This window comes from Burkholderia metallica (genome assembly GCF_902832845.1).
Lineage (GTDB): Bacteria > Pseudomonadota > Gammaproteobacteria > Burkholderiales > Burkholderiaceae > Burkholderia > Burkholderia metallica.
Window position 1 is genome coordinate 541,525 of the sequence record NZ_CADFDB010000002.1, and the last position, 25,301, is coordinate 566,825.

25 protein-coding genes are annotated in these 25,301 nt (G+C 67.7%); 11 read left to right on the top strand and 14 right to left on the bottom strand.

What is annotated here, in order from left to right; translation table 11 throughout:
- The first annotated feature begins 32 nt into the window (after positions 1–32).
- Positions 33–635: an NAD(P)H:quinone oxidoreductase gene (wrbA, locus tag HWX08_RS09750; protein WP_174921440.1), complete on the top strand. Its 603-nt coding sequence runs from the start codon at positions 33–35 to the stop codon at positions 633–635.
- Positions 636–726: 91 nt separating this feature from the next.
- Here the strand turns inward: wrbA and HWX08_RS09755 are convergent, their stop codons facing one another.
- From HWX08_RS09755 to HWX08_RS09780, 6 genes are all read right to left on the bottom strand, one after another.
- Positions 727–1,032 carry a hypothetical protein gene (locus tag HWX08_RS09755; RefSeq protein ID WP_069258704.1) on the bottom strand — a complete coding sequence of 102 codons (306 nt, stop codon included), beginning with the start codon at positions 1,030–1,032 and terminating at the stop codon, positions 727–729.
- Positions 1,033–1,264: 232 nt separating this feature from the next.
- Positions 1,265–1,999, bottom strand: a complete 735-nt coding sequence (locus tag HWX08_RS09760; protein ID WP_107311576.1) for an LrgB family protein — start codon at positions 1,997–1,999, stop codon at positions 1,265–1,267.
- Positions 1,996–2,367, bottom strand: a complete 372-nt coding sequence (locus HWX08_RS09765; RefSeq protein WP_107311577.1) for a CidA/LrgA family protein — start codon at positions 2,365–2,367, stop codon at positions 1,996–1,998. The genes HWX08_RS09760 and HWX08_RS09765 overlap by 4 nt, the downstream gene beginning before the upstream one ends.
- Before the next feature lie 394 nt (positions 2,368–2,761).
- Positions 2,762–3,796 carry an alpha/beta hydrolase gene (locus HWX08_RS09770; protein ID WP_174921441.1) on the bottom strand — a complete coding sequence of 345 codons (1,035 nt, stop codon included), beginning with the start codon at positions 3,794–3,796 and terminating at the stop codon, positions 2,762–2,764.
- A 64-nt stretch (positions 3,797–3,860) separates the two neighbouring features.
- Entirely contained in the window at positions 3,861–4,286 is a 426-nt protein-coding gene (locus HWX08_RS09775) for an organic hydroperoxide resistance protein (RefSeq protein ID WP_069258708.1), read from the bottom strand.
- A gap of 224 nt (positions 4,287–4,510) precedes the next feature.
- Positions 4,511–5,077 (bottom strand): TetR/AcrR family transcriptional regulator, encoded by a 567-nt coding sequence (locus tag HWX08_RS09780; protein WP_174921442.1) that lies wholly within the window; start codon positions 5,075–5,077, stop codon positions 4,511–4,513.
- A 203-nt stretch (positions 5,078–5,280) separates the two neighbouring features.
- Here HWX08_RS09780 and HWX08_RS09785 point away from each other — a divergent pair, with 203 nt between their 5' ends.
- The 4 genes from HWX08_RS09785 (at position 5,281) to HWX08_RS09800 (ending at position 9,662) form a co-directional block, all read left to right on the top strand.
- Positions 5,281–5,589, top strand: a complete 309-nt coding sequence (locus HWX08_RS09785; protein WP_244122692.1) for a hypothetical protein — start codon at positions 5,281–5,283, stop codon at positions 5,587–5,589.
- Positions 5,590–5,672: 83 nt separating this feature from the next.
- On the top strand, positions 5,673–7,526 hold the full coding sequence (locus tag HWX08_RS09790; protein ID WP_174921443.1) for an ABC transporter ATP-binding protein: 1,854 nt from the start codon (positions 5,673–5,675) through the stop codon (positions 7,524–7,526).
- A 200-nt stretch (positions 7,527–7,726) separates the two neighbouring features.
- Positions 7,727–8,899, top strand: coding sequence for a porin (locus tag HWX08_RS09795; protein WP_174921444.1), 1,173 nt, complete (start codon positions 7,727–7,729; stop codon positions 8,897–8,899).
- Between the two features lie 118 nt (positions 8,900–9,017).
- Positions 9,018–9,662 (top strand): glutathione S-transferase family protein, encoded by a 645-nt coding sequence (locus HWX08_RS09800; protein WP_174921445.1) that lies wholly within the window; start codon positions 9,018–9,020, stop codon positions 9,660–9,662.
- A 45-nt stretch (positions 9,663–9,707) separates the two neighbouring features.
- On the opposite strand, the gene HWX08_RS09805 is transcribed toward HWX08_RS09800, so the two are convergent.
- From HWX08_RS09805 to HWX08_RS09820, 4 genes are all read right to left on the bottom strand, one after another.
- Positions 9,708–10,220 carry a hypothetical protein gene (locus HWX08_RS09805; protein WP_174921446.1) on the bottom strand — a complete coding sequence of 171 codons (513 nt, stop codon included), beginning with the start codon at positions 10,218–10,220 and terminating at the stop codon, positions 9,708–9,710.
- A 222-nt stretch (positions 10,221–10,442) separates the two neighbouring features.
- A complete protein-coding gene (locus HWX08_RS09810; RefSeq protein WP_069258723.1) occupies positions 10,443–10,898 on the bottom strand; it encodes a sodium:proline symporter in 456 nt (151 codons plus the stop codon).
- A gap of 112 nt (positions 10,899–11,010) precedes the next feature.
- Positions 11,011–11,673, bottom strand: a complete 663-nt coding sequence (locus tag HWX08_RS09815) for a nitroreductase (RefSeq protein WP_174921447.1) — start codon at positions 11,671–11,673, stop codon at positions 11,011–11,013.
- Positions 11,674–11,858: 185 nt separating this feature from the next.
- Entirely contained in the window at positions 11,859–12,845 is a 987-nt protein-coding gene (locus tag HWX08_RS09820; protein ID WP_174921448.1) for a LysR substrate-binding domain-containing protein, read from the bottom strand.
- Positions 12,846–12,902: 57 nt separating this feature from the next.
- Between HWX08_RS09820 and HWX08_RS09825 the strand changes: the two genes are divergently transcribed.
- The 3 genes from HWX08_RS09825 (at position 12,903) to HWX08_RS09835 (ending at position 15,991) form a co-directional block, all read left to right on the top strand.
- Positions 12,903–13,802: a DMT family transporter gene (locus HWX08_RS09825; protein WP_174921449.1), complete on the top strand. Its 900-nt coding sequence runs from the start codon at positions 12,903–12,905 to the stop codon at positions 13,800–13,802.
- A 644-nt stretch (positions 13,803–14,446) separates the two neighbouring features.
- Complete coding sequence (locus HWX08_RS09830; protein WP_069258727.1) at positions 14,447–15,601, top strand: branched-chain amino acid ABC transporter substrate-binding protein; 1,155 nt, start codon at positions 14,447–14,449, stop codon at positions 15,599–15,601.
- 87 nt (positions 15,602–15,688) lie between these two features.
- Positions 15,689–15,991 (top strand): DNA-binding protein, encoded by a 303-nt coding sequence (locus tag HWX08_RS09835; RefSeq protein WP_069258728.1) that lies wholly within the window; start codon positions 15,689–15,691, stop codon positions 15,989–15,991.
- 105 nt (positions 15,992–16,096) lie between these two features.
- Here HWX08_RS09835 and ydiJ read toward each other — a convergent pair whose 3' ends face one another.
- Complete coding sequence (gene ydiJ / locus HWX08_RS09840) at positions 16,097–19,144, bottom strand: D-2-hydroxyglutarate dehydrogenase YdiJ (RefSeq protein WP_174921450.1); 3,048 nt, start codon at positions 19,142–19,144, stop codon at positions 16,097–16,099.
- Positions 19,145–19,296: 152 nt separating this feature from the next.
- Between ydiJ and HWX08_RS09845 the strand changes: the two genes are divergently transcribed.
- On the top strand, positions 19,297–20,193 hold the full coding sequence (locus tag HWX08_RS09845) for a LysR substrate-binding domain-containing protein (protein WP_069258730.1): 897 nt from the start codon (positions 19,297–19,299) through the stop codon (positions 20,191–20,193).
- Between the two features lie 22 nt (positions 20,194–20,215).
- On the opposite strand, the gene HWX08_RS09850 is transcribed toward HWX08_RS09845, so the two are convergent.
- Positions 20,216–21,067 carry a LysR substrate-binding domain-containing protein gene (locus tag HWX08_RS09850; RefSeq protein WP_174921451.1) on the bottom strand — a complete coding sequence of 284 codons (852 nt, stop codon included), beginning with the start codon at positions 21,065–21,067 and terminating at the stop codon, positions 20,216–20,218.
- A gap of 110 nt (positions 21,068–21,177) precedes the next feature.
- Between HWX08_RS09850 and HWX08_RS09855 the strand changes: the two genes are divergently transcribed.
- On the top strand, positions 21,178–21,825 hold the full coding sequence (locus tag HWX08_RS09855) for a LysE family translocator (RefSeq protein ID WP_174921452.1): 648 nt from the start codon (positions 21,178–21,180) through the stop codon (positions 21,823–21,825).
- 79 nt (positions 21,826–21,904) lie between these two features.
- Here the strand turns inward: HWX08_RS09855 and sfnG are convergent, their stop codons facing one another.
- Positions 21,905–23,008: a dimethylsulfone monooxygenase SfnG gene (gene sfnG / locus HWX08_RS09860; RefSeq protein ID WP_069258733.1), complete on the bottom strand. Its 1,104-nt coding sequence runs from the start codon at positions 23,006–23,008 to the stop codon at positions 21,905–21,907.
- Positions 23,009–23,044: 36 nt separating this feature from the next.
- Positions 23,045–23,608 (bottom strand): FMN reductase, encoded by a 564-nt coding sequence (msuE, locus tag HWX08_RS09865; protein WP_069258734.1) that lies wholly within the window; start codon positions 23,606–23,608, stop codon positions 23,045–23,047.
- 494 nt (positions 23,609–24,102) lie between these two features.
- Between msuE and HWX08_RS09870 the strand changes: the two genes are divergently transcribed.
- Positions 24,103–25,254, top strand: coding sequence for a sigma-54 interaction domain-containing protein (locus tag HWX08_RS09870; protein WP_174921453.1), 1,152 nt, complete (start codon positions 24,103–24,105; stop codon positions 25,252–25,254).
- Positions 25,255–25,301: the final 47 nt, after the last annotated feature.

Here is a 25,301-nt window from a genome sequence, read left to right on the forward strand (position 1 = left end):
ACGCGGGGCCCTTTTAATCGGAGATTCGCAACATGGCCAAGGTACTCGTGCTGTATTACTCGTCCTACGGGCACGTCGAAACGATGGCGCAGCACATCGCGGAAGGCGCGCGATCGGTGCAGGGCGTCGAGGTCACGCTCAAGCGCGTGCCGGAGACGATTCCCGTCGACCAGGCCCGCGCGATCGGCGTGAAGGTCAACCAGGCCGCACCGGTCGCGACCGTGGACGAACTCGCCGACTACGATGCGATCATCTTCGGCACGCCGACCCGCTTCGGCAACATGGCCGGCCAGATGCGCACGTTTCTCGACCAGACCGGCGGCCTGTGGATGAAGGGCGCGCTTGTCGGCAAGATCGGCAGCGTGTTCGCGTCCACCGGCACGCAACACGGCGGCCAGGAAACGACGATCACGTCGTTCCACACGACGCTGCTGCACCACGGGATGGTGATCGTGGGCGTGCCGTATGCGTGCAGCGGGCTCGTCAACATGAACGAAATCACCGGCGGCACGCCGTACGGCGCGACGACGCTCGCGGGCGCGGACGGCAGCCGCCAGCCGAGCGCGAACGAGCTCGACATCGCGCGCTACCAGGGCAAGCACGTCGCGGAACTCGCGAGCAAGCTCGCGTCGTAACGCGCCGGCCCGGCAGTTCGGGCAGCCCCGCACAAGCGCAAACGGCGCCGGATCGACCGGCGCCGTTTGCGCTGTGTACCGGGTCCGGCCGTTACTGGCCCGACGCCGGGGCGGCCGGCGCCGCCTTCGTCGCGGGCGCCTTCGCTGCGGCGTTCTGCGGATAGTTGCTCTGGTCGTTGGTCAGCCGGTAGCCGCTACCCGTGCCGATCGCCTTCAGATCCGACGCGTGTCGCGCCCGGGCCGCCTTGCGGGCCGCCTTCTTCTGCGCCTTGTCGAGCTGCTTCTGCGTCGGCGCGGACGCCGGATCCTGCGCGTATGCCGCCGGCGCGGCGGTCAACAGCAGACCGAACGACGCCGTTACTGCTACTGCCACCGAAACCACGCGAGACTGCTTCATGGCGGGATCTCCTTGTCGATTGTCGAATGTTGGTTATGGGTCGGACACCGGCGCGCACGCGAACGCTTGCGACACTGGCGCCGATGCAACGTTAGCCGAACAGTATTCGGTTGTCCGTGTGCGTTCCTGAATTCTCCCGATAACGGCCACGATACATGCACATCGAGCACGCCGTCATTCCGGCGTCGCGCCCGCGCCATCAGGGAAACCGATAAGCCGCCGTGGCCGGCGCTCAGATCCAGCGCGACAGCACCGGCAGCAGGATCGGTACGACGAACGCCGTCAGCACGCCGTTCAGCCCCATCCCGAGCCCGGCAAACGCGCCGGCCTCCTCGCCGACCTGGAACGCGCGCGCGGTGCCGATCCCGTGCGATGCGACGCCGAGCGCGAATCCGCGCACGGCCGGCTCCTCGATACGCAGCGCGTTGAGAATGCCGCGCGCGCATACCGCCCCGAAGATCCCGGTCGAGATCACGAGCACCGCGGTGAGCGACGGAATCCCGCCGATTTCCGCGGCGACGGCCATCGCGATCGGCGTCGTCGCCGATTTCGGCGCGAGCGACGCGATGGTCTGGTGCGAGGCGCCGAACAGCGCCGCGATGCCGACCGCCGACACGATCGCGGTCAGCGAGCCCGCGAGCAGGCCCACCAGCAGCGGCACCGCCGCGCGGCGCAGCTTCGACCACTGGCGGTACAGCGGCAGCGCGAGCGCGACGGTCGCGGGGCCGAGCAGGAAGTGGACGAACTGCGCGCCTTCGAAATACGTCGGATACGGCGTATGCGTGACCGTCAGCACCACGACGATCAGCGCGACCGCGATCAGCACCGGATTCGCGAGCGGGTTGAAGCGCGCCCGCGCATAGACGGCCTGCGCGACCAGATACGCAACCAGCGTGATCGTCAGGCCCAGCAATGGGGTCGCGGCGAGATAGACCCAGATCGCGCCGAGGGTGGGGAAGGCCGTCATTGCGCGCCCTCCGCGGTGCCGCCCGCGCGCCGCTGGCGGCGCAGCAGCGCACGCGTGACGAGCGCCGTCACCGCGATCGCGAGCGTGGTGCTGACGGCCAGCGCGACGACGACCGCGAGCGCATCGCCGCGCACGCGGTCGGCCGACACCATGATGCCGACGCCGGCCGGCACGAACAGCAGCGACAGGTGGCGCAGCAGCTCGAGCGCGGTCGGCTCGATCGCGTCGGCCGCCTGCGGGCGCAGCATCACGAAGCCGAACAGCAGCAGCATGCCGATCACCGGGCCCGGCACCGGCAAACCGAACAGATGGGACACGCCTTCCCCGAGACACTGAAAGACCAGCAATACCGCGAACGCCTGCAACATGGACCGCTTCTCCCGAACGTGGCCGCGCTGCCGGGCGGCCGCGCGACCGATGGCCGGCTGATTGAGGCGCCGGCGTGGACGATAGGGGCGATCGTACCAACAATGCCCGCGGCACGGGGTTCGGCGACGACGCCAAGCCGGGTCGGGCCGCGACGTGAAGCTCAGCGCAAAGCCTGCGATGTGGCGCCGTTCCTGAAAGAGATCGTGCTGCCGAACCGGGACCGAAAATCGCGGACGGTCCGGACGTACGGTGTGCGATGTGCGGTGTGCAGACCCGCGCATTCGCCCCGCTCGCACGCCGCACGCAACAAAGGCGGGCACGCGCCCGCCTCCTCGTCATTCGCACCCGCGCCGCCCGCAGCTTCGCGAACAGCACGAGTGCAAACCTGCGACGTTACTTCAACCGCGTCGCGATTTCATTCGCCATCGCCTTCGTCGCGGCCTTCGTCGGCGCATCCGCGGCCAGTGCGTTCAGGAGCCCGAAATCATGGATCGTGCCGTCGTAGCGCGTGGTCGTCGCGTCCACCCCCGCCGCGTCGAGCTTGCGGCCGTATGCTTCGCCTTCGTCGCGCAGCACGTCGAACTGCGCGACCTGGATCAGCGCGGGCGGCAGGCCCTTCAACTGCGCGGTGCTCGCACGCAGCGGCGACGCGTAGATCTCGTTGCGTTGCGCTTCGTTCTTCGTATAGGCGTCCCAGAACCACCGCATCATCGGCCGCGTCAGGAAGTGCCCTTGCTGATACGCGTTGTACGAACCCGTGTTGAAGTTGTGGTCCGTCACCGGCCACATCAGCCCCTGGAAGCGGATCGCGGGGCCACCCTTGTCCTTCGCCATCAGCGCCACCACGGCCGCCATGTTCCCGCCGACGCTGTTGCCGACCACCGCGAGGCGGCTGCCGTCGACGCCGATCTGGTCGCCGTGCGCGGCCACCCATTTCGTCGCCGCATACGCCTGGTTGATCGCGACCGGGTAATGCGCTTCCGGCGACGGCGTGTAATTCACGAACACCGCGACGGCGCCCGACTGCACGACGAGGTCGCGCACGAGGCGTTCATGCGTCGGGAAATCGCCGAGCACCCAGCCGCCGCCGTGAATGAACATGAACACCGGCAGCACGCCCGTCGCGCCTTGCGGGCGGACGATCGTGACCGGCACGGACACGCCGTCCTGCTCGATCGTGCGGTTCGACACGTCGACGCCCGACAGATCGACCTTCGTGCCGTTCTGCGCATCGACCAGCACCTGGCGCGCCTTCGCGGGGCTCAGCGTTTCGAGGCCCGGGCCCTTCTGGCCGTTCAGCGCGGCGAGGAACGCGCTCGTCGTCGTATCGGGCCGGGCGGCTTCGGTGCCGGCGGCAAACGCGGTGGGCACGGCGGACAGCGCGGCAGCAACGGCGGCGGCGATCAGCAGCGGCTTGACGATCTTCATGATGTAACTCCTTGGCTCAACCTGTGAATGACGATGGGACGGGAATGATTCGGAATGCGTACGATCAGACGAGCGTGAGCGTAACGTCGATGTTGCCGCGCGTCGCGTTCGAGTACGGGCAGACGCGATGCGCACGGTCGATCAGCGTCTGGGCGACATCGCGGTCAACGCCCGGCAGCGAGATCTTCAGCTCGACTTCGATGCCGAAGCCGTCGGGAATCGCGCCGATGCCGACGCTGCCTTCAATCGCGGCGTCTGCGGGCATCGCGATCTTGTCGCGGGCCGCGACGAACTTCATCGCGCCGATGAAGCACGCGCTGTAGCCGGCGGCGAACAGTTGCTCCGGGTTCGCGCCTGCGCCGCCCGCGCCGCCAAGCTCGCGCGGCGTGGTCAGCTTCAGGTCGAGGCCGCTTTCGGGCACCGTGGCGCGGCCGTCACGGCCGCCGGTGGCTTTTGCATGAGCGCGGTACAGCACTTTTTCGATCGACATGACAGACTCCTTTTTCAATCAGTGAGTGAAACAGCCTTCCAACCGGGGACCGCTCGCCGGCTGCCCGGCAGCCGGTATCGCGTCAATTTATCTACTCATAGATAGATAAACATCCCCAAAAAATGCAGGGGGTCGAGCCACCTGCCCATTCAATCTATCTACTAACAGATAGACAATAAAACCCAACAAAAGGCGGCGAACCGCCTGACCGCTTGCGCCGCCCGTCAGGGCCGCGTTTTCCAGACCGCCTCGACATCCTCGAGACGCGCCCGCGTGTTGAACAGCCGGCTGGCCAGCACGCTGCCCTGGAACGCCGCGTACAACGTGCGGGCGGCCGTTTCGGGCTTGCCGCTGAACTGCAGCGTGCCGTCCTTCGCGCCCTGCGCCAGTAATGCCGCGAGCCAGGTTTCGTTGGCCTTGAAGAACGCCTGCACGGCCTGCCGCACGTTCTCCGGCAACGATTCGATATCGGCCGCCAGCATCCCGCACAGGCAGATCATGTTGCCGTCGCCGAGCGTGCGGCCGAACAGCTTCGTGTACAGGCTCAGTTGCACGTCGGCCGGCAGCGCCGGATCGATCGCCCGCGTGGCCGCGAGGACGTCGTCGCTATACACCGACACCGCTTCCAGCACGAGGTCGTCCTTCGACGGGAAGTAGTAGTGAATGCTCGACGTCTTCACGCCCACCAGATCGGACAGGTCTCGATAGCTGAAGCCGTTGTAACCGCGCAGCATCATCAGCGTGATCGCGTGGTCGAGAATCTGTTCGCGGACGGTCGGTTTCGTTTCCATGGGTTGAACTTTATCTACTCATAGATAGATAGTCAAGGACTTTTTTGAGAGCGCGATGCGCGGCCTGTCGAACGGGCCGGGCACGCGCTTTCGGACGGGGAGATGCTGCCGAGCGTCAATAGCCCGCTCGCCCCCTGCATCGGCATATTCGCGCGGGACAAGCAGGTACCGGCCGCAGCAGCGGCGACCGGCTCGCGCCATCGATGCAGGACCGCGCGAACGAAACGATCGTCGCGATGGCGCACGTGCGCGCCGCCGTCGGTCCCGCGCACGAGATTGGCCTGCCCGGCTTCTCGCAGCCCGGCCGGGTCGTACCGCGCGTGGCGAACGCGGTACGGCCCGCGCCCTCTGTGGTCGTCGGCGACGCCGGCAACGCAAAGACCCGACGCGGCGGCAGCACCACCCAACCGCCCTGCAACCGGACTGAATCGATGCGACACTGGCCGCCGAGCGATGCGGCGACGACGCAATCTTCGCCCGCGCGGACGTGCCGGCCGATCCGCGCGCAGTGAACACGTGTGCAATACGATGCCGTGCATGAAACGGGCCATACCGGCCGCGCCGGCCGGCGTGGCCGCATCAAGGAGAGGTTTCAATGTTTTCGTGGTTTGAACGGCGCCTGCCGACCTTCCCGCTCGAAGATCCTGCTACACCGCCGCGGGGATTCTTCTCGTTCGTCTGGGCGTGCACGCAAGGCGCGCGCAGCTGGGTCCTGCTGATCGCGCTGACGTCGGCCGCGCTGGCCGCTTACGAAGCCGCGCTGTTCGCGATGATGGGCCGCGTGGTCGACTGGCTGTCGTCGTCGACACCGGCGGATTTCGGCGGCCGTCACGTCGGCACGCTCGCCGGTTTCGCGGCGATCCTCGCCGGCAGCGCGCTGCTGATCGCGCTGCATACGATGGTCAAGCACCAGGTGCTCGCGATCAACTTCCCGATGCGGCTGCGCTGGCTGTTTCACCGGCTGATGCTCGACCAGAGCCTGTCGTTCTATGCGAACGAGTTCGCGGGCCGCGTGACGACCAAGATCATGCAGACCGCGCTCGCGGTGCGCGACGCGCTGTTCATGTCGGTCGACGTCGTGATCGGCGTCGCCGCGTACCTGGTCGGCATCCTCGCGCTCGCCGCCAGCTTCGACTGGCGGCTGATGATCCCGCTCGCGCTGTGGGCGCTCGGCTACGGTGTGGCGTGCGCGTACTTCGTGCCGCGCCTGGGCGCCGTCGGCAGCCGCCAGGCCGATGCGCGCGCGCTGATGACGGGCCGCATCACCGATGCGTACTCGAACATCACGACCGTGAAGCTGTTCTCGCACACGCGGCGGGAAGCCGACCACGCGCGCCGCGCGATGGAAGCGTTCAAGGCGACCGGCGACGCGCAGATGCGGCTCGTCAGCGCGTTCGAGATCGTCAACCACCTGCTGTCGACGCTGCTGCTGGTCGGCTCGAGCGGCCTCGCGCTGTATCTGTGGATGCACGGCGAGGCGAGCGCGGGCGTGGTCGCGGCGGTGATCGCGATGGCGCTGCGCCTGTCGAGCTATTCGCACTGGATCATGTGGGAGATGACCGAGCTGTTCGAGAACGTCGGCACGATCCAGGACGGCATCAACACGCTCACGAAAGTGCGCAGCGTGGTCGACGCGCCCGACGCGACACCGCTCGCGGTGCAGCGCGGCGAAATCGTGTTCGACAACGTGCAGTTCGCGCACGAGGACAACGACCGCGCGGTGTTCGACGGGCTGAACCTGACGATCCGGCCGGGCGAGCGGATCGGCCTGATCGGCCGCTCGGGCGCCGGCAAGTCGACGCTCGTGAACCTGCTGCTGCGCTTCTACGACGTGGGCGGCGGCACGATCCGGATCGACGGTCAGGACATCGCGCACGTGACGCAGGACAGCCTGCGCAGCGCGATCGGCATGGTCACGCAGGATACGTCGCTGCTGCACCGGACGATGCGCGAGAACCTGCTGTACGGCCGCCCCGACGCCACCGAGCGCGAGATGCACGCCGCCGCGGTGCGCGCGGAAGCGTCCGAGTTCATCGCGCGGCTGCGCGACCGCCACGGGCGCAGCGGCTACGACGTCGAGGTGGGCGAGCGCGGCGTGAAGCTGTCGGGCGGCCAGCGGCAGCGCGTCGCGATCGCGCGCGTGATGCTCAAGGACGCGCCGATTCTCGTGCTCGACGAAGCGACCAGCGCGCTCGATTCCGAGGTTGAAGTCGCGATCCAGCGCAGCCTCGACGATCTGATGAGCGGCAAGACGGTGATCGCGATCGCGCACCGGCTGTCGACCATCGCGGCGATGGACCGGCTGATCGTGCTCGACGAAGGGCGCATCGTCGAGGAAGGCACGCATCAGCAGCTGCTGCAGGCGGGCGGCATCTATGCGGCGCTGTGGGCGCACCAGAGCGGCGGGTTCCTCGGTGAAACCGCGGAGGCGGAGAACGCGGAGCAGTAAGCGGGAACGCTGCGGCAACAGGGCGGCACGTCCGTCGCGCTCCGCTGCTACTCTGCGCACCCACCGCCGATCCGTTGCGCGCGCACCCATCTCCACCCTCGCCTCATAACGATCCGACAAATTATTGGTTCCCTCGACGACGCGCTGTCCGTATCGTTCACCGACTCGTCAGACCAATCGACCAACGGGGGAATCCAACAATGAAACAGATCCGTTCACTCGCACTGCTCGCGCTGCCGGCCGCGCTCCATGCCGCCGGCGCTCACGCGCAAAGCAGCGTCACGCTGTACGGCATCGTCGATGCGGGCATCGCGTACGTGCACAACGCGCAGAACGCGAACGGCAGCAACGCGTCGAACCTCGTCAAGTTCAGCAGCGGCAACCTGTCGGGCAGCCGCTGGGGGCTGCGCGGCACCGAGGATCTCGGCGGCGGTCTGGCCGCGCTGTTCCAGCTCGAAAACGGCTTCAACGTCGGCACGGGCGCGCTCGGCCAGGGCTCGCGCGAGTTCGGCCGCAAGGCAGTCGTCGGCCTGTCGAGCAGCACGTACGGTACCGTCACGCTCGGCCGCCAGTACGACCCGGTCGTCGATCTCGTGCAGGGTCTCACGCAGGACAACTACTTCGGCGGCGTGTTCGCGACGCCGGGCGACCTCGACAACTACGACAACAGCCTGCGCGTCAGCAACTCGGTGAAGTACACGAGCCCGCTGATCTCGGGCTTCCAGTTCGAGGGGCTGTACGGCTTCGGCGGCGTCGCGGGCGCCACCGGCAGCGGCCGCACGTACAGCTTCGGCGCCAGCTACGCGAACGGCCCGCTGTCGCTCGGCGCCGGCTTCTTCTATGCAAACGGCGGCTCCACCGTCGCGAACGGCGTACGCACGTGGTCGAGCAGCTCGGACACGCTGTTCAACACCGTGATCAACCAGGGCTTCTCGAGCGCGAAGTCGATCCAGATCGTGCGCGTGGCCGGCCAGTACGTGGCCGGGGCCGCCACCTTCGGCCTCGCGTATTCGAATACGCAGTACGGCGCGGACACGCTGTCGACCTTCCGCCAGAACGCGAAATTCAACAACGGTTCGGCGTTCTTCAACTGGCAGTTCTCGCCGGCACTGCGCGCGGGCGTCGGCTACAACTACACGTCGCTCACGGGCCCGGCTTCCGCGCACTACAACCAGGTCAACCTCGGCGCCGACTACGCGCTGTCGAAACGCACCGACCTGTATGCGCTGTTCGGCTACCAGAAGGCGAGCGGCAACACGCTCAATGCGAACGGCGCGGTCGTGAAGGCCGCCGCGTCGGTCGGCTCGTACGGTGTGAACTCCGGCACCGATACGCAGGAACTCGCGATCGTCGGGATTCGCCACAAGTTCTGATCGCGTCGCCGCACGACTGCGGCAACGACGACGACAGCCGGCAGGCGCGCACCGTGGTGCGCGCCTGCGGCGCATACACTGTCCGCGTATCCGTTGCGCACGACACGAGGAGGCCGGCATGCTGACCATATGGGGGCGCCGCAATGCATTCAACGTCCAGAAGGTGATGTGGCTCGTCGACGAGCTCGCGCTCGCGCATCGGCACGTGCCGGCCGGCGGGCGGTTCGGCGTGCTCGACACGCCCGGTTTTCTCGCGATGAACCCGCACGGGCGCGTCCCCGTAATCGACGACGGCGGCACGGTCGTCTGGGAATCGCACAGCATCCTGCGCTACCTCGCCGCGCGTTACGGACGCCCCGGCTTCTGGCACGACGATCCGGCCGAACAGTCGCGCGCCGATCGCTGGATGGACTGGTCGCAGACTGCGCTGCAGCCGGCGTTCCTGAACGGCGTGTTCCGCGGCTACTACCGCACGCCGCCCGAGCAGCGCGACATGGCGCGCGTCGCGCAGAGCATCGCGCAGTGCGCGCAGTATTTCCGGCAGCTCGATGCGGTGCTGGCCGCGCAGCCGTTTCTCGCGGGCAATGCGCTCACGCTCGCCGACATCGCGGCCGGCACGCACCTGTACCGCTATTTCGAACTCGACATCGCACGGCCGGACCTCCCGCACGTGCAAGCGTGGTACGAACGGCTGAAAGCACGCCCCGCGTATCGCACGCACGTGATGATTCCATTCGACGACTTGCGCGGGCGGCTCGACTAACCGCCGCTCCCGCGACGATGGATCGGCCCGAAACCACCCCACCGCCTAACGTCGCCGCATGCCGCCGAATCCGCTCCCGCCGCCGAACGAATGCATGCCGCCGAATCCGCGGCCGGCGGTGCCGGCAGGGAACGCGCCACGGTGAAAGCCCGCGCCGATCGGCATGCCGAAGCGGCGATGCTCGATCCCGTTGAACGGGCCAACGTGATCGACGTGGTGGAAATGGTGGAAGTGGCGCAAGCGATCGACGAAGACGAAGCCCACGCCTGCACCGATGAATAGCGGCGGCCCCCAGTACCACAGGTCGGCATACGGATAGTCCGCCACCGGATACCATGGAATGCTACCGTCGGGACGCTGCACGAACTGCCACGTGCCGTCGTCCTGCAGGCACGCACGCCCGACGATCTGCTGCTCCGTGCCGTCGATGTTCGCTTGCGCGACGACCGCACGACAGTTCGCCGTGTTGTCCGCCAGATCGTCGTACGTTTGCGCAAAGACCGCCGCGGAACAGCCGAGACAGACGATTCCCATCCCGGATCGAAACCAGTTGCACATGATCGGCTCCTGCCTGATTGCCCCCGACGATTCGGTCGCCGGCGCGGCTCGACCCGCACGCCAGACCGGATCGTTCGCGCACGATTCACCACGCGGCCGCAACGCGCCGCCGCATCGAATACGGTCTCCTGACGGCTAAACGATGCGGCGCATCCGGTTATTCCAGGGGTCCGGTGCAAATGATCGATGCGGGGAACCGCTAGCCGGCGTGCGGCGTGCGGCCTAACGCGTCGCGAAACGGTAAGCAGCCGCAGCCGCGATCCCGAAAACCAGATGGGCCACGAGCGTGACCGCGCCGCGAACCGGGATGAACCACGGAAAAATCGTGGTGAACGCGTACAGGTTGACGCCGTACAGAATGAGGCCGAACGCGCCGCCTGCGAGCAGCGCCGCCGTAAGCGACAGGGTGCGGATCACCGTCGCCAGCACCGCCGCATAGGCCAGCGACAGCGCCAGATGCACGACGCTCGCCACCGCCATGACCCACGGATCGAAGCCGGCGGACGCGCCGAGCACGCCGGGCCCCATCACGATGGCCGCGGTGAGCCGGGTGTCGCGCAACAGGTTCCCGATGGCGTCCTCGCCGACGATCGGCCAGAGCAGCAGCTCGACGACGGTCGAGCCGACCGCCGCGCCGAACGCGGCCCAAAACACCGGGACGACACCGGCCCGTTTCAATCGACGCTCCCATCGCAACCGGCCGATGCGTCGCAGCGGCAGGCGCGCCGTTCGCTGCGGCGCCGGTCGCGTAACGCGTGCCCGCGATACCGGGTGGAGCAGCCGCGCATCGTCACGATGCCTGTTCGCAATCCGTCCAGTATGCGAACGGATCGCGATGTTTCGGATAGTTCTCGTCGAGCCACTTCAGCAGCGTCGCGCGCGCATTGTCCATGTCGGCTTTCAGCGACGAGGTCGTCAGTTCGTGCACTTCGCCGGACTTTTCGCGATCGACCACGAAGCAGTTCCAGTCGGGGCCGTCGAGATCCGGATCGTCGGACGCCTTCGACGACTTGCCCCAGCCGAACCCTTTACGCGCATCGATGTAATACCGCGGATGCACTTTCAGGTACGACATCTCGCCGCCCTGCAGGCTGCTCTCCGCGCGCAGCACATCGCGTCCGTCGACGATCTGCGTGACGTCCGGAAGCCGGCGCGCGCGCCATCCGGCCGGCAGTGTCGCGATCGCCTTGACGCTGTCGTACATCCCCCATTCCAGCCCCCAGGCTTCGGCCATGCGCTTCATGAATGCGTTCGCATTCGGATAGCCGCGCAACTGGATCCGGGTCGACAGCGTGACTTCGATCCCGCCACGCCCGTCGGCGGAGGCATCGCCCGCGCTCGCCTCGAACGGATTGCCCGGACGCGACGTGCGCGTCTCGTCCGTGGGCGCCATGCCCGAAAACAGCTGGTCGAGCGCGGCACGCGCTTTCGACGATTTGTCCGGCCTGTTCATCGTTGTCCTCCTGGACATCCCCACGACTGCATACATGTTCGATTCACGTTCATCTCTTCCTCTCATCGCTTTCGCGGTCGCATTGTCGTCGATCCGGCACCCGCGGCCTAGTGCCGCGTAGCGCGAACCGCTTCCATCGTCCAAACGGGCCGCCGCGGCGGGCCGTCATCGCATACCGTCCCGGGCTAGCCGCCCTCTTCCACCGCCGCCCGCATTCGCTCCATCAACGCCAGCACTTCCGGCCGATTCTCCCCCTTCGCGTGGACGAAGTAATAGCGAAGCACCGAATCGACCTCATGCCGGCTCACGCGCACGAGTTCGCTGCGCTTCAGATAGGCATCGGCGAGCGGCACGCGCGCGAGCGCGACGCCGAGCCCCGCCTCGGCCGCGGCCAACACGAGGTTGTAATCCTCGAAACGGCGATCCTGCACGCGCGGCTTGAACGGCACGCCCAATGCGTCGAACCACGTGCGCCAGCCGGTCACGTCGGAATCGTGCAGCAGCGGCAGGTCGAGCAGCGCGGCATCGCCGCGCCGGCGGCGCGCCGTCGCCAATTGCGCGGCGAGCCGCGGATGCGCAACCGGATAGAGCCGTTCGGGCATGAACGTGCGGGTCTCGAGTTGACGCCAGTTGCCGCGCCCGTACCGGATCGACAGGTCCGCTTCCCCGCCGGCGATATCCACGTTGCGCAGATCGATGCCGAGCTCGATCCGCAACGCGGGCGCCGCGCTCTCCAGCGCATGCTGGCGCTCGAGCAGCCAGAGCTGCGCGAATGCCGGCACCACGCTCATTCTGACCAGCCGCGGCGTACGCGGCGAGCGCCACTGATCGGCCGCACTGTCGATGATCGCGAATGCCTGTTCGATCCGGCCGACGAAGCGCTGGCCGTCCGGCGTCAGCCGCACGCCGCGCGCATGACGTTCGAACAATCTCAGGCCGAGCCAGTTCTCGACGGCGGCCACGCGCCGGCTGATCGCGCCGTGCGTGACGCCGGAGACGTCGGCCGCGGCCAGGAACGAACCCTCGCGCGCGACCGTGCAGACCGTCTCGAGGCTCGCGAGCGGCGGCCGCGCACCCGGCGTCGGTACGGCGGCGGGCAATGCCGCCGTGCCCTGCTTCGCGCGGACTGAAGCACCGGTCGGCCGCCGGTTCGAGCTGTGAATCATGTTCATATCCGGATGCTGATCTGTGCGCTAGCTTAGCATCTCGCCACGCCGCATCATCGGCGCATGAACACATTCTCCATCCCGTCGTCGCGCCGTGCGCGGCAGCCGCTGATCGCGGCCGGTGCGGTCGCCTTCACGATCGTTTCGTGGGCGTCCGCGTTCCCGTTCATCCGGATCGGCCTGCACGGCCTGACCCCGCTGCAGCTCGCGGCCGCGCGCTTCACCACCGCGGCCGTGCTCATCGTCGTGTGGCTGGCCGTGCGGCGGCCGCGCGTGCCGACCCGCGGCGACGCGCTGCGCTTCGGGCTGTGCGGCTTTCTCGGCATCGCGCTCTACAACGCGCTGCTCAATACCGGCGAGCAGACGGTATCGGCCGGCGCCGCGAGCTTCATTGTGAACACGCTGCCGATCTTCACGGCGCTGCTGGCCGCCGTGTTCCTGGGCGAGCGCTTCAATCGCTGGGGCTGGCTCGGCTCGCTGGTCAGCCTCGCCGGCATCGCGGTGATCGCACGCGGGCAGCCGGGCGGCCTCGTGCTCGGTGCGGGCAGCACGCTGATTCTCGGCGCGGCACTGTGTTCGGCCAGCTATTTCGTGCTGCAGCGTCGGCTGATTCCGGTATACGGCGCGCTGGCGTGCACCGCGTACACGCTGCTGGCCGGCGCGTTGCTGCTCGCCCCGTGGCTGCCAGGTGCGCTCGTGGCGCTGGACTACGGGTCGCGCGACACGACGCTGGCTGTCCTGACGCTCGGCATCTTCCCCGCCGCGCTCGGCTACGCGACCTGGACCTTCGCGCTCGGCTACTTCGGCGCGGCGCGCGCCGCCAACTTCCTCTATCTGACGCCGGCGGTCGCAACGCTGCTGTCGATGGCGCTGACGGGCGAGCAGCCCGGCATCGAGACGGTGTGCGGCGGCCTGCTGGCGATCGTCGGCGTGATCTTCGTCGCGTGGCGCGGACGTTCGTAGGCTCGGCGCCGTGTCGTGACGGCGCCGTCGCGCCCGGCGCTCCGCCGGCGAGCCGGCCGGGATGAACCCCGGCCTCTGCAAAGCTGAATGCGTGGCGCGGGCGGTCGCGTCTGCGCGTCAACTCGCAGACGTGCGCGGACTTGACCGTTAGTTGCATTAATGCACAGACATCGACTGCGAAGAAACACGGCACGTAACCCGATGCCTACGCACAGTCGTCCAAACTGTGCAGACGAATCGACCGAACAGTTCCGGATTGACCGTACATCAGTGTCCATGGCTTCGTCCCGGCCGCCCGCCGAATAATGGATGCAGCCATCGGGGCATCGACAGCGAGTCGCAGCCGGTGGCCTGCCGCGACGCACGATTTCCGGGATCCGGCGCCTTCGAATGTCGGCCGCCGGCCACGCCGTCACTGCTCCGCTACGCGATGCGCCGCAGCGCGCCAAATCGGGTTCATATATATTCATATGAATTGCACCGTATCCGGCCCCGTTTCGTCCGCCCGTTCGGGTCGCACGTCGAAAGGCAGGAGGCGATGCAAGTGAAACCCGTGATGGGTATGGAGACTCGCCCGATCGCCCCGACCTCGCCGTCGGCCGGTCGAGACGTCAATAGAAAGACATTCAATTCGGAGATGGCAGATGGAACGAAGCATTGTCGGCATGCGCTGCAAACCCCTGATCACCGTTGCACTGGCTGCCGCCGCGTTCGCGGCCGCATCGACCGCGATGGCCGACCAGGTCGTCAAGATCGGCAGCGTCGAACCGACGACGGGGGGCATCTCGCACCTCGGCAAGGACAACGAGAACGGCGCGCGCCTCGCGGTCGAGGAGATCAACGCGAAGGGGCTCGTGATCGGCGGCAAGAAGATCACGCTGCAACTCGATGCGCAGGATGACGCGGCCGACCCGCGGCAGGCCACGCAGGTCGCGCAGAAGCTCGTCGACGACAAGGTCGTCGCCGTCATCGGCCACCTGAACTCGGGCACGTCGATCCCGGCGTCGAAGATCTACAGCGACGCGGGCATCGTGCAGATTTCTCCGTCGGCCACGAACCCGACCTACACGCAGCAAGGCTTCAAGACCACCTACCGCGTGGTCGCGACCGACGCGCAGCAAGGCCCGGCGCTCGCGAGCTACGCGCAGGCGAAGGGCGTGAAGAGCGTCGCGGTGGTCGACGATTCGACCGCGTACGGCCAGGGCCTCGCGAACGAGTTCGAGAAGAAGGCGAAGGCGCTCGGCCTGAAGGTGCTGTCGCACGACGCGACCAACGACAAGGCGGTCGACTTCCGCGCGATTCTGACGAAGATCAAGGGCGAGAACCCGGACGCGATCATGTACGGCGGCATGGACGCAACCGGCGGCCCGCTCGCGAAGCAGGCGAAGCAGCTCGGCCTGCGCGCGAAGATCCTGTCCGGCGACGGCGTGTGCACCGACTCGCTGGCCGACCTGGCCGGCCCGGCGGCCGACAACGTGCTGTGCTCGCAGGCGGGCGCCGCGCTCGAGAAGATGCCGGGCGGCGCGGACTTCCTCGCGAAGTACCAGAAGCGCTTCAACCAGGGCATCAAGTTCGATGCGCCGTTCGCGTATGACGCGGTCTACATCGCGGTCGACGCAATGAAGCGCGCGAACTCGACCGATCCCGCGAAGATCCTGGCGGCGATGCCGGCGACGAAGTACGACGGCGTGATCGGCACGACGACGTTCGATTCGAAGGGCGACCTGACGCACGGGATCATCTCGATCTACGGCTACAAGAGCGGCAAGAAGACCTTCCTCGACCAGGTGAAGATGTAACCCGCCGCCGCGCCGGCACGACGGGAACGCCACCCGTCGGCGCTGGCGCCGCGCAGGCCGATTTCTGATTGACGGAGACGAAGCATCATGTGCGCAATGGCGTATGCGGAATTCCAACAGGAGTTGAAGAAGGCGCAGTTGACGGCGCGCGAGTTCGCCGGCCTGATCCGGATGAACGAAAGTTCGATCACGAACTATTCGAGCAAGGGCACCGTCCCGTCCCACCTCGCGGTCATCGCGAAACTGATCGGCACGCTGGCCGCGCACGAGATCGATTTCCGGCGCGTGATCCGGCAGATGCGGATCGATCCGAAACGGCCGCGCGGCGGCGGCGTGTTTTCCGCGGCGGACAAGCCGCGCGCCCGGAAAACGGCCAAGGCCGACGCCTGAGCCCGGATGCGCGTCGACCGCGGCGCGGCGTTTGCCGCCAGCCGCGCGACGCTAACGGGAAGTCCTCTCACGGGCCACGGGCCGCGCGCCGCCCGATCGTCACCGTTACCCCACCGCCCGCACGTGATCGAGCAGCGCCTGCAACGGATGGCGCATCGGCTTCGACGACATCCGTTTCACCTGGCTGCGACACGAATACCCGGTCGCCAGCGCCTCGCCTTGCGTGTCCGGCCCGTCGACGTGCGCGGCCCACGACTGCGCGTAGATCGTCTTCGACGTCGCGAGATTGCGCGCCTCGTGCCCGTAAGTGCCCGACATGCCGCAGCACCCGGCCGCCTGAACCTGCAAGCGCAACCCGCGTCGCGCGAACACCTGCGCCCATTGCTTGCCGCTGTCGGGCGCATTGGTTTTCTCGGTGCAGTGCGGCAGCAGCCGGTACGACACGGGCAGGTCGCCGCCGGCGGCTTCCGGCAGCGCCTGTAGCAGCCATTCCTGCGGCAGCGCCACCGTCGGCACGTCGGCGAGCCCCGTCACCTTCAGGTATTCCTGCCGGTACGTGAGCGTCATCGCCGGATCGAGGCCGACCAGCGCGACGCCCGAGCGCGCCAGCGCGGCCAGGTGCGTCGCATTGCGGATCGCCGCCTGTTCGAACGCGCGCAGAAAGCCCTGCACGTGCAGCGCCTTGCCGTTCGGCGCGAGCGGCGCGAGCCACACCTGAAAGCCCGTGCGCGCCGCCAGCTCGATCAGCGTCGCGAGTTGCTCGGGTTCGAAATAGCGCGTGAACATGTCCTGCACGATGACGACGCTACGCGCGCGCTGCGCGTCGCTCAGCGCGGCGAGCGCCTGCGGGTCGGCCGGCTTCACCTGCCATTCGCGGATCACGGCCGCGAGATCGAAGCGGCTCAGCAGCGGGCTGTCGACCATGCCGACGTGCCGCTCCAGCACCGTGCGCACCCATCCCGCCCGCATCAGCCCGTTGTACAGCGCGGGCACCCGCGCCATCCACGGCATCGTGTATTCGAGCGAACCGATCAGGTAGTCGCGCAACGGCCGCAGGTAGCGCTGGTGATACAGCTCGAGAAAACGCGAGCGGAACTCCGGCACGTTCACCTTCACCGGGCACTGCCCCGCGCACGACTTGCACGCGAGGCACCCGGCCATCGCGTCGTACACCTCGTGCGAGAAGTCCGCTTCACCGTTGCGCGCCGCGCGGCTGTTGCGCCAGCGCGTGGCCAGGCTCCGCAGGAACGGCTGCCGCGCACGCGCGGCCGCGACGACGTCGACGCCGGCCTGCCCTTGCAGGCGCAACCATTCGCGCATCAGCGACGCGCGCCCCTTCGGCGACTGCACGCGCTCGCGCGTCGCCTTCCACGACGGGCACATCGCGTCGTCCGGATCGAAGTTGTAGCACGCGCCGTTGCCGTTGCAGTGCATCGCGGTGCCGTAGCTTTGCCACACGCGCTCGTCGATCTGCCGGTCGTGGTCGCCGCGCGTCGGCACTTCGTCGATCTTCAGCAGCCGCATCGCGGGCTCCGGCGGCGTCGCGATCTTGCCCGGGTTGAACTGGTTGTGCGGGTCGAACGCGGCCTTCAACTGCTGCAGCGACGGATACAGTTCGCCGAAGAACGCGGGCGCGTATTCGGAGCGCACGCCCTTGCCGTGCTCGCCCCACAGCAGCCCGCCATGGCGCTGCGTGAGCTCGGCCACCGCATCCGACACGGGCCGCACCAGCGCCGCCTGCTTCGGGTCCTTCATGTCGAGCGCCGGACGCACGTGCAGCACGCCGGCATCGACGTGCCCGAACATCCCGTACTGCAGCCCGTGGCCGTCGAGCAGCGCGCGGAATTCGGCGATGTACGCGGCGAGGTTCTCGGGCGGCACCGCGGTGTCCTCGACGAACGGCTGCGGGCGCGCCTCGCCCTGCACGTTGCCGAGCAGGCCGACCGCGCGCTTGCGCATCGCATACACGCGCTTCACCGCGTCGTCGCCGGCCGCGAGCGTGTGGCCCAGGCGCTCCACGCCCGTGTCGGTGCGCAGATGGTCGACGAATGCACGCACGCGCGCGTCGACGTCGTGTTCGTCGTCGCCGCTGAATTCGATCAGATTGATGCCGAGCGTCAGCCGAGCGTCGTCCTGCGGGAAATACTCGGCCACGCTGCTCCACACGAAGTCCTGCATCGCGAGCATCAGCACCTTCGAGTCGACCGTCTCGATCGACAGCGGCCGGTGCGCGAGCAGCGCGCGCGCGTCGCGCAGCGCGTCCATGAAGCCCGCGTAGCGCACGTTGACCAGCACCGAATACTTCGGGATCGGCAGCACGTTGAGCTTCGCCTCGACGACGAAGCCGAGCGAGCCTTCGGCGCCGCACAGCACGCTGTTCAGGTTGAAGCGGCCGTCGGGTTCGCGCAGGTGCGCGAGGTCGTAGCCGGTCAGGCAGCGGTTGAGCTTCGGAAACTTCGCTTCGATCAGCGCCGCCTTGTCGTCGCTGATGCGCCGCGCGGTGCGGTAGACCTTGCCGATGCGGTCCTGCCGCGCGCAGCGGCGTTCCAGTTCGTCGTCGTCGAGCACGTCGCTGTGCAGCTGCTCGCCGCCCATCAGCACGAAATCGAGCTCGAGCACGTGATCGCGCGTCTTGCCGTACGTGCAGCTGCCCTGCCCGCTCGCATCGGTGTTGATCATCCCGCCGACGGTCGCGCGGTTCGACGTCGATAGCTCCGGCGCGAAGAACAGCCCGTGCGGCTTGAGCGCCGCGTTGAGCTGATCCTTGACGACACCGGCCTGCACGCGCACCCAGCGCCGCTCGACGTCGATTTCGAGAATCCGGTTCATGTTGCGCGACAGGTCGACCACGACGCCGTCGGTCAGCGACTGCCCGTTGGTACCCGTGCCGCCGCCGCGCGGCGCCACCGCGACGTCGCGATGCGCGGGCTCGGCGAGCAGCCGCGCGAGCAGCCGGACGTCGTCCGCATGCGCGGGGCAGATCACCGCTTGCGGCAGGCGCTGGTAGATCGAGTTGTCGGTGGCCTGCACCGTCCGGTTCGCATGATCCGCGCGGATTTCCCCGGCGAATCCGGCGGCTTGCAGCGCGGCGAGAAAGGCGCGGTACGCGTGCGCGGGCGGGCTGGCGGGACGGGGCAACGGAGCAATCGACATGGGGTCAAGACGCAGTGTGGGTGGAACCGACCGGTTCGCGTGGACGAAACATGAATTTTCAGCAAGTTTCCGCGCGGCCGGGAATTCCAGTATCTTTGGATACTTCGCGACAAACAAACGAATTCTGCTCCGGCGAATATTGCATAAAACTCATGAATTACCGTCGCCTCACCCCGTCGATGTCGCTGCTGCTCGTGTTCGAGGCCGCCGCGCGGCACGAAAGCTATACACGCGCGGCCGACGAGCTGTCGCTGAGCCAGAGCGCGATCAGCCGGCAAGTCCAGACGCTGGAAGACCAGCTCGGCGTGCCGCTGTTCCGGCGCGAGGGCCGTTCGGTGAAACTGACCGAGGTTGGGCGGCGCTACTTCGTCGAGTTGAGCGGCGCGCTCGGGCGCATCCGCGGCGCGACACTGCAGGCGATGTCGCACCAGGCGGGCGCCGGCACGCTGCGCCTCGCGACCTTGCCCACCTTCGGCTCGAAATGGCTGTTGCCGCACCTGCACGACTTCTACGCCGCGCATCCGGGCGTAACCGTGCACCTTCATTCGCGGATCGGCGCGATCGATTTCCTCAACGACGACCTCGATGCGGCGATCACCGTCGGCGCGGGCGACTGGCCGGGCCTGCACGCGCACCGGCTGTACAACGAGTTCCTGATCGCGATCGCGCCGCCGGACGCGGGCAGCGGCAGCCGCCGCAAGGCCGGCGCACGGCCGCCCGCCTGGGCCGCGAAGCAGACGCTGCTCGGCGTGACGAGCAACCAGCAGGCGTGGGCGGAATGGTTTTCGCACTATCGGCTCGACCATCGGCAGATGCGCATCGGCCCAAGCTTCGAGCTGACGTCGCACCTGATCCAGGCCGTGCGGGCCGGGATGGGGATCGGACTGGTGCCGAAAGTGCTGGTGGAAGACGAACTGAGCCGCGGCGAACTCGTGTCGATCGGCGACGCGATCACCAGCCAGCGCAGCTACTACCTCGTCTACCCGCCGGGAAACGACACGCTGCCCTCGCTCGTCGCGTTCCGCGAATGGCTGCTGAAGTCGTGCTGAACCACGACCGCCGGCGGGCCGCTCAGGTGCGCCATTCGCCGAGAATTTGCTCGGCCAGGTAGTCGCACGGCGGGCGCGCGGATTGCGCGCTGCGCGCGAGCACGACCTCGAGTTCGCCAAGCGACGGCAGCCCGTGGCTTTCCGACAGCTGCACGAGATGATCGGGAATGCAGCAGCGCGCGAGCGGCGCGACCGCCAGCCCGGCCTCCACCATGCTGAGCAGGCCAAGGTGGCTCGGGCTTTCGTACGACATCCGGTACGGGATCTTCCGCCGGTTCAGCGCCTTGACCGCCTGATCGCGCGCCATGCTGCCGCCGTGCGTGAAGAACGCCACCGGCAGCGGCCGCTCCTCCCACACGTTGCGCTTCGGCGACCCGACCCAGACGAGCGGTTCGAGCCGGATCAGCTCGCCGGTCACGCCCTTGATCCGCGTGAGGCATGCGAGATCGACCGTGTTGTCCTTCAGCATCGGCACGAGCGCGCTGCTCGGCTGGCCGATCACGCGCACTTCCACGCGCGGGTGCATCGCGGCGAACTTGCCGAGCACCTGCGGCAGCAGCGACGAAATGTAGTCGTCGGGCACGCCGATCGTCACGCGGCCGCGGATCTCCGGGCGCACGACCGACGCCCATGCCTCGTCGCGCATCGCCAGCATCCGGCGACCGTATTCGGCGAGCATCGTGCCGTCGTCGGTCGGCGTCACGTTGCGCGTGTCGCGGATGAACAGCGGCTTGCCGAGCGCGTCTTCCAGCGCCTTGATCTGCATGCTCACCGCCGACGGCGACCGGTGCACGGCCTGCGCGCCCTGCGCGAACGATCCGGATTCCGCGACGGCCACCACCATCGCGAGCACATCGAGGTCGAGCCTTTTCATGGAATTCAGAAAAACTGATTAATCAATTCAGTTTATCCCGTTTTACTGTTCTCCTCCACGGCCGGACAATGCATCTCGTCAGCCCTCACTCGTTGCAGGAATCATCAGACATGCATACGTCCGGATCGCTCTACGGATTTCTCGTCATCGGCGGCATGCTCGCGGTCACGCCCGGGCCGAACATGGTCTACGTGATGTCGCGCTCGATCGCGCAAGGTCGCACGGCGGGGCTCATTTCACTCGGCGGCGTGATGATCGGCTACCTGTTCTACATGTTCGGCGCGGCGTTCGGGATCACGACGCTGTTCATGAGCGTGCCCTATGCGGGCAGCGGGCTGGCCGTCGTCGGTGCGGCATACCTGCTGTATCTCGCGTGGCAGGCCGTCAGGCCCGGTGGCCGCTCGCCGTTCGAGGTGCAGGCGTTGCCCAGCGAGCGGCCGCTCCGGTTGCTCGCGATGGGTGCGACGACCAGCGTGCTGAACCCGAAGCTCGCGATGCTGTTCATCTCGTTGCTGCCGCAGTTCATCGACTACCGGAACGGCAGCGTGCTCGGGCAATCGCTGTTTCTCGGTTCGCTGCTGATCACCGCATTCGCTTGCGCGAACGGGCTGGTGGCGATCTGTTCGAGCAGCATCGCGAGATTCCTGCACGGACGCCCGACGCTGCTGCTCGCGCAGCGCTGGGCGATGGGACTCATTCTCGGCGGCCTCGGCGTGCAGATGGTGGTCGATGCGTCGAAGATGGCCGGGGTCGCGTAACGGCGCGAGAGAGCCCTCTAAACGGAATCGTCCGGCCGGGACGACATCGCCGGCCGGCCGCCGCACGCCGACCTCCGTATCACGCGGCCACCGCCTGCCGCTGCGCCTCGAGTTCGCGCACGAGCGGCAGCACGCGCTTGCCGAAATACTCGACTTCCTCGATGAAATGCAGGAACCCCGCGAGCACGAGATCGACACCGATCGCCTTCAGCGCGACGATGCGTTCGGCGATCTGCTGCGGCGTGCCGATCAGGTTCGTGCGGAAGCCGTCGTTGTACTGCACGAGATCCTCGAACGTCGACTTCGCCCAGTTGCCTTCGCCCTCCGGCGACGCGCTGCCCGCCTGCTTCACCGCATCGCCGAACGCATGCACGGCCTCGACGTGCGCGTGGCGGATGATGTCGTCGAGCACGGCCTTCGCCTCTTCCTCTGTGTCGCGCGCGATCACGAACGCGTTGACGCCGATGCGCACGCGATGGTTGTTCGCCGCGGCCTTCGCGCGGATGTCGTCGATCTGCGCCTTCAGGTTCTCCGGCGTATTGCCGTTCGTGAAGTACCAGTCCGACACGCTCGCCGCGTTGTCGCGCGCCGCGCGCGAGCTGCCGCCCTGGAAGATTTCCGGATGCGGCTTCTGCACCGGCTTCGGGCTCAGCGTGTAGTCGTTGAAGCGGTAGAAGTCGCCCTTGAACGTGAAGTTGTCCTGCGTCCAGATGCCCTTCAGTGCCTGGATGAATTCCTTCGAGCGCCGGTAGCGTTCGTCGTGCTCGAGCCACGGCTCGCCGATCGCGGTGAATTCGCCCTTGAACCAGCCGCTCACGACGTTGATCGCGATGCGCCCGTTCGAGATGTGGTCGATCGTCGCGAGCTGCTTCGCGACCACGGCCGGATGCCACGGCCCCGGCAGGATCGCGGCGAGCACCTTCAGCTTCGTCGTCGCATGCAGCAGCGCCTGGCTGAACGACACCGACTCGTGCTGGTATTCGGCGCCGTAGCCGGCCGTGAAGCGGATCTGGCTCAGCGCATACTCGAAGCCGGCCGCCTCGGCCGTGCGCGCAAGCTGCTGGTTGTATTCGAGGCTCCAGTCGGTGCGCTGCTCGATCGTGCTGACGACGAGGCCGCCGCTGACGTTCGGTACCCAGTACGCGAATTTGACGCCGTCGGTGGAAGGATCGGTGTGGCTCATGAGTGTGTCCTGGTCGGAAGAGAAAACGCAGGCGGCCTACGCGGCCGCGACGGAAAGCGCGTGTGCGCGCAGTTGCGGCACCGCGCGCTCGACGGCCAGCGCGATGCGCGCGCGCAGCGCCGGGTTCGCGATCTGGTAGCGATCGAAATCGCTTTCGGACGCGTACACGCCGATCGGCAGCGTGCGGGCCTGGAAGAAGCCGAACAGCGGGCGAAGCTGGTGCTCGATCACGAGCGCATGACGCTCGCTGCCGCCGGTGGCTGCGAGCAGCACGGGCACGTCGATCAGCGCGTCGTGATGCACGAGGTCGAACAGGTGCTTGAAGAGGCCCGTGTACGACGCGCGATACACGGGGCTCGCGACGACCAGCGCGTCGGCCGTCTCGATCGCGCGCAGGTGCGCTTCGAGGTCGGCCGGCACCTGCGCGCGCGTCAGCGCGCCGGCCAGCCGGCTGCCGATTTCGGCGAGTTCGATCAGCCGCGTATCGATCGGCAGCGCGGCGCCGAGCGCCGCGACGATCGCGTCGGTCAGCGCGAGCGTGCGCGACGGTCGCTGCAAGCTGCCCGAAATCGCGACGACGTTGAGGGGGGTATTGCTCATGCGATGCGTTCCCATGGTTGAACCGTTGAGCTGTTGAGCCGCGTGTCGATTGCCGCGAGTCCGCTTCGGGTCAGCAAGGAGCGTGCCATCATCGTGACTGCATCACGGCGCGATCATCTGCATCGCGAAATGTATGCGTCGTGCCTCGCCGGAGCAGGCGCTCGCGCACATTCCGTGAAGTGGCAAGCGTTCCCGCGCGGCCGTCACATCGATATGCGCGGACGTGATGAACCGGGTGAAGCGGCGCTGCTGGCAGGCTGCTGATCAGGCAGCAGCGCGCCTACGCGATCGCGCCGGATTCGCCGCGATGACGTCGCGGCGCAGCCGTACTTCCGCACCGTTGCGGGTTCCGCAGCAATCGCGCTTTGGTTATCAGAAATCGATGCTTTCCGCGTGCGGCAAAACATTGAACACTTTGCTGATCCCGCAGCAGCCGGGCCGTGCCGCCCGTTCGCGCGGGTCTGCTTCGTTCAGCCTTCCTACGGTTTACCGCCATGACTTCGAGTTCCGCATCGCCGCGCCCGCCCAACCTGCGTGTCGTCGCCGCATCCCGCGAGCCGGCCGCGCTTACGCCCGCGCAACGCCTGGCGCCCGTGACCGCTCCGCCCGAACGTCACGTACCGGGCCGCGCGCGCGGGCAGGTGTTCGCCGATCCGCGTTCGATCGGGCTGCTCGAACAGGTTCGCCGCGTCGCGCCGAGCGACGCGAACGTGCTGATCGTCGGCGAGACCGGCACCGGCAAGGAACTGATCGCGCGACACGTGCACGACCTCAGCCGCCGCAGCGACGGGCCGTTCGTCGCGGTGAACTGCGGCGCGTTCTCCGAAACGCTCGTCGAGAGCGAACTGTTCGGCCACGAGAAAGGCGCGTTTACCGGCGCGCTCAGCGCAAAGCCCGGCTGGTTCGAAGCCGCGGACGGCGGCACGCTGTTTCTCGACGAGATCGGCGACCTGCCGCTGTCGATGCAGGTCAAGCTGCTGCGCGTGCTGCAGGAACGCGAGGTGGTGCGGCTCGGTTCGCGCACGGGCGTGCCGATCGACGTGCGCGTGGTCGCCGCGACCAACGTGGATCTGCAGCAGGCCGTCGCGAACGGGCGGTTCCGCGGCGACCTGTTCTACCGGCTCAACGTCGTGCAGCTCGCGGTGCCGACGCTGCGCGAGCGCCCGGGCGACATCCTGCCGCTCGCGCGCCACTTCTTCGACGTCTACCGGAGCCGCCTCGGCTACGGGCCGCGCAGCATCGATCCGCGCGCCGAACGCCGGCTCGAGGCGCACGGCTGGCCCGGCAACATCCGCGAACTCGAAAACGTGATCCATCACGCGCTGCTCGTGAGCCGTGACGACGTGCTGCGGGAGGCCGACCTGCCCATCGCGGCGCCGGACGCGCCGACGGCCGCCGGGTGCACGCCGCCCGTCCCCGTGCCCGAACCGGGCGCCGGCGCGCAGGCCGCGCTCGAACACGCGCTACGCGCGCTGTTCGACGAGGATCACGGCAACCTGTTCGAACGTGTCGAGGACACCGTGATGCGTGTCGCGTTCGAATTCAGCCACCGCAACCAGATCCAGGCCGCGCGGCTGCTCGGCATCAGCCGCAACGTGTTGCGTGCGCGTCTGATTCGCGCGAAGGCGATCGCGGCGACGAAGTAGCCGTTCATGGGAGCGCGCCGCCGCGCCGTTCCGGCGCGATCGCGCCG

Coding starts and splice junctions, on each gene's coding strand:
- HWX08_RS09835 (WP_069258728.1), top strand. CDS start 15,689: ATGTGCGCAATGGCGTATGCGGAATTCCAACAGGAGTTGAAGAAGGCG.
- HWX08_RS09780 (WP_174921442.1), bottom strand. CDS start 5,077: ATGGAAACGAAACCGACCGTCCGCGAACAGATTCTCGACCACGCGATC.
- HWX08_RS09825 (WP_174921449.1), top strand. CDS start 12,903: ATGAACACATTCTCCATCCCGTCGTCGCGCCGTGCGCGGCAGCCGCTG.
- HWX08_RS09850 (WP_174921451.1), bottom strand. CDS start 21,067: ATGAAAAGGCTCGACCTCGATGTGCTCGCGATGGTGGTGGCCGTCGCG.
- ydiJ (WP_174921450.1), bottom strand. CDS start 19,144: ATGTCGATTGCTCCGTTGCCCCGTCCCGCCAGCCCGCCCGCGCACGCG.
- HWX08_RS09755 (WP_069258704.1), bottom strand. CDS start 1,032: ATGAAGCAGTCTCGCGTGGTTTCGGTGGCAGTAGCAGTAACGGCGTCG.
- HWX08_RS09870 (WP_174921453.1), top strand. CDS start 24,103: ATGACTTCGAGTTCCGCATCGCCGCGCCCGCCCAACCTGCGTGTCGTC.
- HWX08_RS09765 (WP_107311577.1), bottom strand. CDS start 2,367: ATGTTGCAGGCGTTCGCGGTATTGCTGGTCTTTCAGTGTCTCGGGGAA.
- HWX08_RS09805 (WP_174921446.1), bottom strand. CDS start 10,220: ATGTGCAACTGGTTTCGATCCGGGATGGGAATCGTCTGTCTCGGCTGT.
- HWX08_RS09815 (WP_174921447.1), bottom strand. CDS start 11,673: ATGAACAGGCCGGACAAATCGTCGAAAGCGCGTGCCGCGCTCGACCAG.
- HWX08_RS09775 (WP_069258708.1), bottom strand. CDS start 4,286: ATGTCGATCGAAAAAGTGCTGTACCGCGCTCATGCAAAAGCCACCGGC.
- HWX08_RS09770 (WP_174921441.1), bottom strand. CDS start 3,796: ATGAAGATCGTCAAGCCGCTGCTGATCGCCGCCGCCGTTGCTGCCGCG.
- HWX08_RS09830 (WP_069258727.1), top strand. CDS start 14,447: ATGGAACGAAGCATTGTCGGCATGCGCTGCAAACCCCTGATCACCGTT.
- wrbA (WP_174921440.1), top strand. CDS start 33: ATGGCCAAGGTACTCGTGCTGTATTACTCGTCCTACGGGCACGTCGAA.
- HWX08_RS09790 (WP_174921443.1), top strand. CDS start 5,673: ATGTTTTCGTGGTTTGAACGGCGCCTGCCGACCTTCCCGCTCGAAGAT.
- HWX08_RS09785 (WP_244122692.1), top strand. CDS start 5,281: ATGCAGGACCGCGCGAACGAAACGATCGTCGCGATGGCGCACGTGCGC.
- HWX08_RS09800 (WP_174921445.1), top strand. CDS start 9,018: ATGCTGACCATATGGGGGCGCCGCAATGCATTCAACGTCCAGAAGGTG.
- HWX08_RS09760 (WP_107311576.1), bottom strand. CDS start 1,999: ATGACGGCCTTCCCCACCCTCGGCGCGATCTGGGTCTATCTCGCCGCG.
- HWX08_RS09795 (WP_174921444.1), top strand. CDS start 7,727: ATGAAACAGATCCGTTCACTCGCACTGCTCGCGCTGCCGGCCGCGCTC.
- HWX08_RS09845 (WP_069258730.1), top strand. CDS start 19,297: ATGAATTACCGTCGCCTCACCCCGTCGATGTCGCTGCTGCTCGTGTTC.
- HWX08_RS09820 (WP_174921448.1), bottom strand. CDS start 12,845: ATGAACATGATTCACAGCTCGAACCGGCGGCCGACCGGTGCTTCAGTC.
- msuE (WP_069258734.1), bottom strand. CDS start 23,608: ATGAGCAATACCCCCCTCAACGTCGTCGCGATTTCGGGCAGCTTGCAG.
- sfnG (WP_069258733.1), bottom strand. CDS start 23,008: ATGAGCCACACCGATCCTTCCACCGACGGCGTCAAATTCGCGTACTGG.
- HWX08_RS09855 (WP_174921452.1), top strand. CDS start 21,178: ATGCATACGTCCGGATCGCTCTACGGATTTCTCGTCATCGGCGGCATG.